At 39.3% G+C, this 11878-nt stretch carries 12 protein-coding genes and 1 pseudogene; 10 read left to right on the top strand and 3 right to left on the bottom strand.

Annotation, left to right across the window (positions count from 1 at the left end; genetic code table 11):
- Positions 1–3 precede the first annotated feature (3 nt).
- A pseudogene (locus ADF62_RS11315) lies at positions 4–174 on the top strand (ascorbate 6-phosphate lactonase); the annotation flags it as partial.
- 16 nt (positions 175–190) lie between these two features.
- Here the strand turns inward: ADF62_RS11315 and ADF62_RS01725 are convergent.
- From ADF62_RS01725 to rsmG, 3 genes are all read right to left on the bottom strand, one after another.
- A complete protein-coding gene (locus ADF62_RS01725) occupies positions 191–862 on the bottom strand; it encodes a potassium channel family protein (protein ID WP_003092220.1) in 672 nt (223 codons plus the stop codon).
- Positions 863–901: 39 nt separating this feature from the next.
- Positions 902–2266 carry a TrkH family potassium uptake protein gene (locus ADF62_RS01720; protein WP_082162571.1) on the bottom strand — a complete coding sequence of 455 codons (1365 nt, stop codon included), beginning with the start codon at positions 2264–2266 and terminating at the stop codon, positions 902–904.
- A 68-nt stretch (positions 2267–2334) separates the two neighbouring features.
- On the bottom strand, positions 2335–3048 hold the full coding sequence (rsmG, locus tag ADF62_RS01715; RefSeq protein ID WP_048787927.1) for a 16S rRNA (guanine(527)-N(7))-methyltransferase RsmG: 714 nt from the start codon (positions 3046–3048) through the stop codon (positions 2335–2337).
- A 299-nt stretch (positions 3049–3347) separates the two neighbouring features.
- Here rsmG and ADF62_RS01710 point away from each other — a divergent pair, with 299 nt between their 5' ends.
- The 9 genes from ADF62_RS01710 (at position 3348) to ADF62_RS01670 (ending at position 11625) form a co-directional block, all read left to right on the top strand.
- Positions 3348–3884 (top strand): DUF177 domain-containing protein, encoded by a 537-nt coding sequence (locus ADF62_RS01710; protein ID WP_003092254.1) that lies wholly within the window; start codon positions 3348–3350, stop codon positions 3882–3884.
- Positions 3885–4040: 156 nt separating this feature from the next.
- Positions 4041–4730, top strand: coding sequence for a response regulator transcription factor (locus tag ADF62_RS01705; RefSeq protein WP_003097952.1), 690 nt, complete (start codon positions 4041–4043; stop codon positions 4728–4730).
- Positions 4727–6244 (top strand): HAMP domain-containing sensor histidine kinase, encoded by a 1518-nt coding sequence (locus ADF62_RS01700; RefSeq protein WP_003092189.1) that lies wholly within the window; start codon positions 4727–4729, stop codon positions 6242–6244. Before ADF62_RS01705 ends, ADF62_RS01700 begins: the two co-directional genes overlap by 4 nt.
- Before the next feature lie 121 nt (positions 6245–6365).
- Positions 6366–6845, top strand: coding sequence for a transcriptional regulator NrdR (gene nrdR / locus ADF62_RS01695; protein ID WP_003092257.1), 480 nt, complete (start codon positions 6366–6368; stop codon positions 6843–6845).
- Complete coding sequence (locus tag ADF62_RS01690; protein WP_048787926.1) at positions 6842–8017, top strand: DnaD domain protein; 1176 nt, start codon at positions 6842–6844, stop codon at positions 8015–8017. The genes nrdR and ADF62_RS01690 overlap by 4 nt, the downstream gene beginning before the upstream one ends.
- A 3-nt stretch (positions 8018–8020) precedes the next feature.
- A complete protein-coding gene (gene dnaI, locus ADF62_RS01685) occupies positions 8021–8923 on the top strand; it encodes a primosomal protein DnaI (RefSeq protein WP_003092212.1) in 903 nt (300 codons plus the stop codon).
- 105 nt (positions 8924–9028) lie between these two features.
- Positions 9029–10339: a ribosome biogenesis GTPase Der gene (gene der / locus ADF62_RS01680; protein ID WP_048787925.1), complete on the top strand. Its 1311-nt coding sequence runs from the start codon at positions 9029–9031 to the stop codon at positions 10337–10339.
- 64 nt (positions 10340–10403) lie between these two features.
- Positions 10404–11051: a hypothetical protein gene (locus ADF62_RS01675; protein WP_048787924.1), complete on the top strand. Its 648-nt coding sequence runs from the start codon at positions 10404–10406 to the stop codon at positions 11049–11051.
- A gap of 19 nt (positions 11052–11070) precedes the next feature.
- Positions 11071–11625 (top strand): cysteine hydrolase family protein, encoded by a 555-nt coding sequence (locus tag ADF62_RS01670; RefSeq protein ID WP_048787923.1) that lies wholly within the window; start codon positions 11071–11073, stop codon positions 11623–11625.
- The last annotated feature ends 253 nt before the right edge of the window (positions 11626–11878 follow it).

Below are 11878 nucleotides of genomic sequence, written 5' to 3'. Positions count from 1 at the left end.
TTTTTGTCTAATGAAGAAAGGGTACCTAGGGCTGTTAACGATGTATTTGAGACACTGGGTGGCCCAATCTATCATGGTGCAGACTGTCATTTCTCTAACTACTTTGCAAAACATGGTAAGGACTTTGATATTGAAGTAGCTATCAATAACTATCTAGGTATTCAAGAAATGTTAGTCTATCTAAGTCATTTTATTTCAAATATCCTAAATAATCGAATTTTTCTAGTGTTCGATTGTCAGCGACTACTAGAATAATTCCTTCGGTAGGTAGTTTATTTGTTGGGTCAAAGTGAGTGTTTAACCTACCATTTTCCTCATCTCTAAAACCAATAACGTTGACATTATAAGTTTGTCTTAGATTTAAAGTATGCAAGGACTTTCCGGCCCATTCATTAGGGATTTTCAACTCAATTAAAGCCACATCATCCTCTAAATGAAAAACATTTGATATATTATAGCGGAGGATATTTGAAGCCAATTCTTTTGCTGTGCTACGTTCAGGGGTGATTACCCAGTTAGCACCCATTCCGTAAAGGACTTCCTCATAATTGTTATTCGTAGCTTTGGCGATAATATTTGTGATACCAAGTTTTTTACATTGTAGGAGCGCTAGCGCAGACGATTCTAGGTGTTCTCCAGTTGCAATAATGACTGAGTCGCAAGTATCGATACCAGCAGAACGTAGAAATTCAATGTCAGTAATGTCCCCAACAGCAGCCTTAGTCACCTGATCAGCAAGGGAATCAATTGTTGTAGAGTTGTTGTCCAAGGCGATGACATCTTGTCCAAAAGAGGAGAGTTCGGTTGCAATTGTTTGTCCAAAAATTCCTAAACCGAGGACCCCAATAATTTGTGTTTTCATATAAAATCCTTTCAGAATATTGTCAATTAATAAAATAGTTTAGCCGACTGAAATGTCAGTTGGGGCATAAGAAACATGTTTTTCTTTTTTTGTCATCAAGCTCAAGAGAACAGTAATAGGTCCGACACGACCAATGAACATCAGAGCCATGATAACGAAGCGTCCTAGGGTATTTAGATTAGGGGTCAAATCCATTGAAACACCAACGGTCGCAATGGCTGACACACTCTCAAAAAGTAGGCCTAGTGGTGAGAGAGTAGGATTAGTTTCCAGCAAAATAACATAGCCGACAAAGAGCATCGTTAGGAAAAAGAGTATAACTGTGAATGCTTGCAAAATGGTTTTATTAGATATAATACGGTTTCGAAAAACAACGCTCGAGTTACCAGACAGCTCTGACTTAAAAAGTAGGAACATGATAGAGGCAGTTGTCACCTTGATACCACCCGCAGTTCCTCCAGGACCACCCCCAATAATCATCTGAATCATAAAAAGAAGATTTGTAGAAAAATCAGCATTGGTATAGGAAATAGTCGCAAAACCAGCGGTACGCATGGTTACAGTCTGAAAGAAACTTACCAGAAGTTGCTGCCAGACATTGAGAGTACCGATGGTTTTAGAGTTATCCATTTCCAGCAACCAAGCAAGTAGTGTTCCTCCTAATAGGAGACAACCTGTACTTATAAGCACAAGACGGCTTTGATTACTGAAAGGTCTCCAAGCTAATTTCCAATTCCTTGGACGATCTTTAATATAACGTCTCATTAGTTGAATCAAATCAATCCAAACTGCAAATCCCAAGCTTCCAGACATGATGAGAAAAGCTACAGCAAGGTTAATGGTTGGATTGGTTGAATAATCCTGTAAACTGTTAGAACCTAAGTTATCAAATCCAGCATTACAAAAGGCAGAGACAGCTAGAAAGAGACTATTAAAAATGCCATGACCAAGTCCAAAACGAGGAATGAAATCAGTCATAATCACAAGTGATGCCATAGCTTCAATAGAAAAAGTTATTTTATAGACCTTAAAAAGATAAGCCTTCAAATCTTTTTGGCTATCCCTACTAAGTGCGGATTGAAGGAGATCTTGATCGCTCAGTCCTAATTTATTTTTAAGGGTATAGGTACTAAAGGCTACAAGAGAGACTAGTCCAAGTCCTCCCGTCTGCATGAGAAGCATAGAGAGAATTTGACCAAGACCATTGTAAGCCTTACTGACCGGGACAACAGAAAGTCCAGTTACACAGACCATTGACACAGTATTGAAGAGATGGTCTAGGTAGCTTGTTTCTGGACTGTTAACATAGTGGCTTATGGGAAGGCTAAGTAAAATACTCCCCACTATGATGACAAAGACAAAGCTGAGCACAAGCTTTTGCGTGACAGAAAGACGATTGATCAATGAAAACCTCCGAGTTATCATAAGAATAAATAATAATCCAAGAAGCAAGAAACATCCTTGGATAAACGTTATAACGGCTTTTTGTTAGGCATCCCAGCACGACGTGGGTACTTATTTGGGGTTTCTTTTTTCTTATTGACAATGGTGATATTACGTCCATCCCCATTTGGCAGTTTATAGTTCTCGTTGAGAACAGGCTTGGCAAAAAGCAAGTTCAAGGCATTTTTAGCATTGGCTAGCTCTTCGTCAGCTGCTGTAGCTTTAAGTGCAATAAGCTGCCCACCCACTTTTAAGAAAGGAATGGTCAATTCTGAGAGAACCTGCATGCGTGCAACAGCACGGGCAGTTACAATATCAAACTGAGCACGGAAGGCCTTGTCTTGTCCAAAATCCTCTGCACGTCCATGATAGAAGTGAACACCGCTGAGATCAAGTTCATCGGCCAAGAGATTAAGGAAATTGATGCGTTTATTAAGAGAGTCAATGATAGTCACATCAAGTTCAGGACAAAGGATTTTCATAGGGAGACTTGGAAATCCAGCTCCAGCTCCGATATCGAGAAGTCGAATAGTCTGATTTTTAATATGTCCTTGGAGAACAGGAGCTAGGGAATCGTAGAAATGTTTGAGGTAGACCTCGTCTCTTTCTGTGATTGCAGTAAGGTTGATCTTTTCGTTCCATTCTACCAAGAGCTCAAAGTAGCGTTGGAATTGGTCTTTTTGTTTTTGGCTGAGATCGAACCCCAGTTCTTTCAGAGCCTTGTAAAAATCTTCAGGTGTCATTTTATATTCCTTTTATCTAGTTTCAATGCCCCTATTTTACCATAATTAATTTCTTTCATCTAATGGCAAAAGATTGTTTAAGATTAAGTAAGAACCAGTTTTTAATAAGCTGCTAAAAAAAATTCCTAAGTTTAAAATTATGTAATATTAAAGATGTTATTTTCTCTTTAAAATCTGATATAATGTTAATTAAGTCTAAAATCATAATTACTCGCTTTAATGAAAAGTGAATATAGGGGATTATGGTCTTGTGGATTGAAAATAGATCCCTATGGGAAAATTTAATTTGAGGATTAAAAATGATTTATCTTTCAGAAGTTAGAAAGTCTCCAGAGGGGCTAGCCTTTAATGAAGCACCTTCTTTGTTGGAGTCAATTAAAGAACGCTATGACCAAGTTTTAAATCTTGAACAACTTCAAGTAAGTGGTCATGTAGTCTATGATAATGGCTTATATCTTTTAGATTATCAACTTAGCTATGATATTACTTTGCCATCTAGCCGTTCACTTGAGCCTACGACACTTGGGTTTAATTACCCAGTCTCGGAAACCTTTATACAAGAGGCTGATGCTGCTCTTCAAAAGGAATTAGTCGAAGAAAATCTAGTTCTTATCTTGGATGGCGATACTATTAACCTTAATGAGAGTATTTTAGATAATATTCTTCTTAATATTCCTTTGAGAGTGCTGACACCTGAAGAGGAATCAGGACAAATTTCGCTCTCAGGTAATGACTGGGAAGTCTTGTCAGAAGAGGATTTTGAAGCTCTTAAACAAGAGAAGAAAGAGGCAAGTAATCCTTTTGCTCAATTGAATGGACTATTTGATGACAATTAATTCAAAAAAACAAACTAAAAATGTTTGACAATTTTAAAATTCTATATTATTCTATCATTATAAGCTAATTTTCGGATTTTTTCATTGGGTAAATCTAAATACTTTTTGGGGAAATGGAAGTCAAAAAATTTTTTATGAAAGTGGTAAATAGTTATTATGAGCAAACGCATTTTGATTGTTGAAGATGAGAGAAACCTTGCTCGTTTTGTCTCTCTTGAACTTCAACACGAAGGATATGACGTTGTGACAGCAGACAACGGACGCGAAGGACTTGAAATGGCACTTGAGAAAGATTTCGATCTTATTCTCTTGGACCTTATGTTGCCTGAGATGGACGGTTTCGAAGTGACACGTCGTCTCCAACAAGAAAAAAATACTTATATTATGATGATGACAGCTCGCGACTCAATCATGGATATTGTTGCCGGTTTGGACCGTGGAGCTGATGACTATATTGTAAAACCATTTGCGATTGAAGAACTGTTGGCACGTATTCGTGCAACCTTCCGTCGACAAGATATCGAAGCTACTAAGAATGCACCAGCTAAAGCGTCAACCTATCGCGATTTGAAATTGGATGTTCAAAACCGTGCAGTTATTCGTGGTGATGAGGCGATTCCATTGACAAAACGTGAGTTTGATTTGTTGAACACACTTTTAAGCAATATGAACCAAGTAATGACTCGTGAGGAACTCTTGCTTCAAGTCTGGAAATATGATGACGTAATTGAAACAAACGTTGTAGATGTTTATATTCGTTACTTACGTGGGAAAATCGACATTCCAGGTAAGGAATCATATATTCAAACAGTACGAGGGATGGGTTACGTTATCCGTGAAAAATGAGTAAATTATTTGGTAAAGTAACTATTAGAAAAAAGTTGACCATAACAGCTGCTGTGGTCTTCTTTATTGTATTGTCGATGTTCACTCTGGTTGTTGTTCTCTCAGCCAATACGCTTCTTTTGCAACGTGAACGTCAAAATGTAAATAATACAATCTCAAAAGTTGTTACTTATATCGAAAAGGACTGGGACTCTGATGAAGAGTTGAGTCCAGAACCGCTTTTAGCGGCCCTTTATTCACCGAAAGATATCTATGGATCAATGATTAATGGAGTGCTTTCTGAAAAGCATTCCTTAGATGGTCAAGTTGCGGTTTCTAATAAATTATATTCCAATCAGTCTGTCTATGTTTATGACAAAAAGGGAACTTTTATCTTTACTTCTGAGGAGGATACAGACTCACCTCCAGGCATGTCTGAGGTCAATAAACTGAAGTCGGTTTCCTATAAAGGTAAACGTGGTTTCTTATTACAAGTTCCAATCTATGGCAAGGATAAGAAGACCATTGTTGGGTATGCTCAAGTTTTCCATGATTTGGAATTCTACTATGCGTTAAAAAAGCGTCTAATTTTTCTATTGATATTCCTTGAAGTAGGAATAACTGTCTTAGTTATTGCAGTAACTGTAGTTGTCTTGACATCTATTCTTCGTCCGATGAGGCAGTTGCACGAAACGATGGGTATTATTACAGATTCGCCAAGTGACTTGGAGCTTCGTTCTAAGATTGAGAGTCATGATGAGATTGGTGATTTGGCGGTTAACTTTAACCGTATGATGGATAAAATTCAAGAAAATAATCAGATGCAGATGCGTTTCTTGAGTGACGTCAGTCACGAATTACGTACTCCAATTGCAGTTATTAAGGGACATATGGACCTCTTGCAACGTTGGGGTAAAAATGATCCTGAAATCCTTGAAGAAAGTCTTGAAGCTGCAAGTCACGAAGCCAACCGTATGACGATTATGATTAACGATATGTTGGATTCTATTCGTGTTAAAGGGTCATTTGACAATCATAGAAATGATACATGTGATTTGAATTCTTCAATCCGTACGGTTATTGGGAATTTCCGTGTCCTACATGAAGACTACCAATTCTATCTCAATGATTTTGAGAGTTCAGAGCGTCCAGCACAGATTTACAGCCAGCACTTTGAACAGGTTATTACTATTTTGATTGATAATGCAGTCAAGTATTCGCCTGTTAATAAGGAAATCCAGGTTACTATCAAGGCTCTGGAAGATGAGATGTTAGTACAGGTACAGGATAATGGTGAGGGTATCTCCAAAGAAGATATTGAACATATCTTTGAACGCTTCTATCGTTCAGATAAGGCGCGTAACCGTACGACAACCCAATCTGGTGTGGGTATTGGCTTATCAATCCTCTATCAAATTGTGGAAGCTTATCGATGCCATATTGATGTCAGTTCAGAACTTGGTGTGGGTACACGTTTTGACCTCTACATTCCTTTTGCAGGGTCAGAAACTACGACACCTCAACTTGAGGATTAAGTCAATTTACAAGAGATTTATACTAATGCTCAATCATGAGCACGTCTAGTTAAAGACGTGCTTTTTATGTGTTTTTATGGTAAAATAGAGTACTGAATTTCGAAGATTGGTGGTGAAGTGCATGCGTTGTCCAAAATGTCAACATAATAAATCTAATGTTATCGATAGCCGTCAGGCAGAGGATGGAAATACTATTCGTCGTCGTCGAGAGTGTGATGCTTGTCATGCCCGTTTTACTACATTTGAGCGTGTGGAAGAAGTTCCACTTTTAGTTGTCAAAAAAGACGGTACTCGTGAACAATTCTCTCGAGATAAGATTTTCAATGGTATCTTGATGAGTGCTCAGAAGCGCCCAGTTTCAAGTGAGGATATTGAAAATGCCATCACCCGTATAGAGCAAAATATTCGTCGTAACCATGATGGAGAGGTTGATAGTGAAGTTATTGGGAATTTAGTCATGAAGGAACTAGCAGACCTTGATGAAATTACCTATGTCCGTTTTGCCAGCGTCTACCGTTCTTTCAAAGATGTTGATGAGATTGAAAAATTGCTTCAAGAAATCACCAAGACTGTCCGTGCGAAAAAAGAGTCTAAAAAATGAGACCTATTGAAGAATTTGTCTATGTTGGCAATCAGGTTATCGTTCCCGATCAGGCAAGTTTGATGCGTTGCTATTATCCCATTATCGGGAGTGAGGGATACGCACTCTACCAGTATTTTATGGCTTTCTATGACAATGGTAATCACCGCCATAAGTTTGCTGCTATTCTGAATCATCTTAACTTTGGTATGCAGCCTCTTCAGGAATCCCTGGCGGTCCTGACAGCGGTAGACTTGTTGGCTTTCTATCATTCTCCTCAGGGAATTTATGTTGTGGAGCTTAAGTCCCCCCTATCTATCGAGCAGTTTCTAAAGCATGCGGTCTATAATTCACTTCTAGAGCAAAAAATTGGTGAGCCAGCAGTAGATGCTTTAAAACCGACGAGTTTATATGGTTTACAAGATTTATCTAAACGTTTTTCGGATGTTTTTACTGATGAGCGCTTGGCTCAAAAGTCTGTTTCTGAAATTAAGCCTAAAAATTCATTTGATTTAAGTAGTTTCAGGAATCGTATGCAGGCTGATGGACTTGTATTTACAGACGAAAAGACAGATGTTCCAGAAATCTATAAATTGTCTGAAACCTATGACATGAATTGGTATGATACCTATCTCTTGGCTAAAAAGACAGCCGTGAACCACCAGATTATTGTTAAGCGAATGCAAGTGCAATTAGAGCAAGCTCAAGCTCAAAAATTGGGTGGTGATTCTGCATTGACGGATACAGAGGGAAAGATTCTGAAAGCTGTTAAATCTGAAAAACCTGTTGATTACTTACAGAGTGCTAAGGGTCCAGGCGGGACTGTAACTAATTCTGAGAAAAAAATTCTAACAGACTTAGCACAAAGAGGCTTTATGGATGAGGTCATTAATCTCATGGTTGCCTACAGTTTGGGACGGACACGTTCAACAAATGTGAACCGAGAGTATATCTCTAAACTTGCCAACGATTTTGCCTTTAAGAAGATTGTTACTGCTGAACAAGGGCTTTTGGCTTTGCGTAGTGGTTACGACAAAAAATCACAGCGGGCAAAAGATGATTCTAAGAGGAAAACAAATGTACCTAGCTGGAGTGATCCTGATTACGATAATCAAACCAGTCAGGCCGATCAAGCCAAGTTAGACGAAATTAGACGTCGGGCTTTGGCAAAACTAGAAAAAGGAAAGGAGTAGCCAATGGAAAGAGTTGGACAAACCCTCAACCGAACGGGGCATCATGGGTCTGGTAATGCAACAGATTTAATGAAGCAAATTTTGGCGGATCCAAGAGTGGCTAGCTTTATTCAAGAACATGGCTTAAGTCAGGACCAAATCAAGCGTAGTCTTCCAAAGTTCAATCAATTCTTGGTGGAATGCCGTAAGGTCAAAGAAGGTGATGTCACCTACATTGCCAAAGGGTATGAGCCGATTCTGACCATGAATGAAGGCTACGCTGATGTGACCTATAAGGAAACGCGTCAGCTTAAGGAGCAGCAAGAACAACAGGCTATTTCTAAGCGGATTAACTTGCTGAGTTTGCCTCAGTCTTATCGCAAGATTACCTTTGCTGATATCGCACTAGATGATGTCGCTCGTGTTGATACCTTTGAGATACTTGTTGATTTTGTGGCTAATTACCCTAGTCCAGACCAGAAAGGTCTCTATATCTACGGGGATATGGGGGTTGGGAAATCCTTCATGTTGGCAGCTATGGCCCATGAGCTTTCAGAGACTAAGAAGGTTGCAACGACCATTATTCATTATCCATCTTTTGCTATTGATGTTAGAAATGGGATTAAGGACAATTCTGTGAAGGAACAAATTGATGCTGTCAAAGAAGCAGAAGTCCTAGTTTTAGATGATATTGGTGCAGAGCAATTCTCTTCTTGGATTAGGGATGATGTTTTGCAAGTCATTCTCCAGTATCGCATGATTGAGGAGCTACCAACCTTCTTCACATCCAACTATAGTTTTGCAGATTTAGAAGCTAAGCTATCCAATGGTCGTCAAGGAGACGAGACTTGGCAGGCCAAACGTGTGATGGAACGTATTCGTTTTCTAGCTAAAGAGGTTCACTTGAAAGGTGTTAATCGCCGTTAAGGTGATCCTAATAATGATAAAGAACAAGCGTGTTTGCTTTCCTTGGTGGAAGTGAGACTGCTAAATGAAGAAAGGAATCCCTAATTTAATCAGGGACTTAAATATATGACATTACCTACAGTTGCTATCGTGGGTCGCCCAAATGTTGGGAAGTCGACCCTATTTAACCGAATTGCGGGTGAACGTATCTCCATCGTCGAAGACGTTGAAGGGGTAACACGTGACCGTATTTATACCTCTGCTGAGTGGCTTAACCGTCAGTTTAGCTTGATTGATACAGGTGGTATCGATGATGTCGATGCTCCATTCATGGAACAGATTAAGCACCAAGCTGACATTGCCATGACTGAAGCTGATGTTATTGTCTTTGTCGTTTCAGACAAGGAAGGCGTGACAGATGCGGATGAGTACGTTGCCCGTATTCTCTATAAGACCAACAAGCCAGTTATCTTGGCGGTAAATAAAGTGGATAACCCTGAAATGCGTGCAGATATCTATGATTTCTATTCTCTTGGGCTTGGCGACCCCTACCCAGTTTCATCTGTACACGGTATTGGTACGGGGGACGTTCTTGACGCTATCGTTGAAAACCTCCCAACAGAAGTTGAAGAGGAAAACCCAGACATCATTCGTTTCAGTTTGATTGGGCGTCCAAACGTCGGAAAATCAAGTTTGATTAACGCCATTTTAGGTGAGGACCGAGTGATTGCAAGTCCTATTGCTGGTACGACTCGTGATGCCATTGATACAAACTTTGTGGACAGTGACGGTCAAGAGTATACCATGATTGACACTGCTGGAATGCGTAAATCTGGTAAGGTTTATGAAAACACAGAAAAATACTCTGTAATGCGTTCTATGCGTGCCATTGACCGCTCTGATATTGTTCTTATGGTTATCAATGCCGAAGAAGGTATCCGTGAGTATGACAAGCGTATTGCTGGTTTTGCTCATGAAGCTGGTAAAGGGATTATCATTGTAGTTAACAAATGGGATACGATCAAGAAGGACAACCATACTGTTTCCAACTGGGAAGCAGATATCCGTGATCAGTTCCAATTCTTGAGCTATGCCCCAATTATCTTTGTATCAGCTGAGACGAAACAACGTCTTAACAAGTTGCCGGAGATGATTAAACGCATCAGTGAGAGTCAAAACCGTCGTATTTCATCGGCTGTCTTGAATGATGTTATCATGGATGCCATCGCCATCAACCCAACACCAACTGACAAAGGAAAACGCCTTAAGATTTTCTACGGCACACAAGTTTCGGTTAAACCACCAACATTTGTTGTCTTTGTCAATGAAGAAGAGCTTATGCACTTCTCATACATGCGTTTCTTGGAAAATCAAATTCGTCAGGCCTTTGGTTTTGAGGGAACACCAATCCATTTGATTGCCCGTAAACGTAAATAAAAAAGTAGACCAACCAGAATAGAATCTTTATGGGTTGGTCTTTTATCATTGTAAGGAGAAAACGATGTTAGAAAATATTCAAGCTTATTTATCTAAACAAGGAGTTAAGTATATCAAACCTGAAAAAGCGGGTCCGCATCAGGAAGAGATGGAAGCGCTCAAAAATTTGGGACAAGCTGCTCGTAAGGAGATGCAGACTTTAGCAAAACGTCTAGAGGAGCGCCTAGATCCCATGAAAATGGATCGTGTCAGCAATTGGGCTAACCAGGCACAAATATGCCGTCCACATTTCTGGTGCTATTACAGGGAACCTGAGGACAGTTTAGATGATGTTGCTATGGCGATTCGACTCTACGGTCAAGCTGAAGATTGGGGAATATCAGTTGAAGTGAGCTTTGTCGAACGGAAAAAATCAGATACTACTCTAGCGAAGCAACATAAGGTCCTAGACTTACCGATTACTTCTCCACTTTATTATCTTGCTCAAGAAGATGGTGACAGTCATCGTGTGGAAGGGACTGAAGCGAACCGTCATATATTTAAAAAAGCAGTCAAAGATGGTCGTGTTCGAAAGGTCTTGGTTAAATATGATGTTCCTGTGACGGATAGCTTGACTATAGATGACTTGCTAGATCAACTAATGGAAGGCTTTCAACTGCTAAGGCCTTATTATGATAGTTGTCAGGATGCAAATAAGTTGTTGGAAGATTAGTGTAAAAAGGAGAGTAAAAATGCAAGGATTATTAATGATTGATATGCAAAAGGCCTTTGATAATAGTTCATGGGGAGAACGTAATAACCCTCAGCTTGAAGTGAATTCCCAAAAATTACTCAATTTTTTTAGAGAAAAGGGATGGCCAGTACTGCATGTTCAACACGTATCTGAGAATACTCAATCACGTTTTCACGTATCTCAAGGTCAAGATTTTAAAGATGGCTTTCAACCATGCCCAGGTGAACCTGTTTTCCAAAAGATAGTTAATAGTGCTTTCATTGGGACGAATTTAGAAAGCTATTTAAGAGATAAAAGAATTGATAAGTTAGTTATTGCAGGCTTAACCTTGCCACACTGTGTGTCTACCACAACTCGCATGGCGGCTAATTTAGGGTTTAAGACGTTACTTATTTCAGATGCAACGGCCAGTTTTGCCCTACCCAATTTAGATGGTCATTTGATAGATCCAGAGGTCCTGCATACCATAAATCTAGTATCCTTACACGGTGAATTTGCTCAAGTAATGACAACAGAGGAGTTCATGGGGGGGATGATAATGATACATAAGTAGTAAAACTATATAAGTTTATATTACTAGCGTTTTTATCAGATATAATAATCTGAAATGTGATGGGTTATATCTCCAAAAATATGTTACGAGGAACTTGACTTATCATCTTAAAGTCAGGTTCTTTTTTGAATGAGAACTTTAAGTTAGCACTCAAAGGAATCCCTTTCGTAATAACAGCCCTACAAGGTTAACTTGGTTTCTCCTGAGCTAGAAAGTGGACGAAAAGTTCGGTTTACTACTGCATCATTGGTAT

Origin of the sequence: Streptococcus sp. 1004_SSPC (genome assembly GCF_001069025.1) — a bacterium.
Classification (GTDB): domain Bacteria; phylum Bacillota; class Bacilli; order Lactobacillales; family Streptococcaceae; genus Streptococcus; species Streptococcus vestibularis.
The sequence above is the reverse complement of the archived record's forward strand: the minus strand, read 5'-3'. Positions and strand labels throughout refer to the sequence as shown.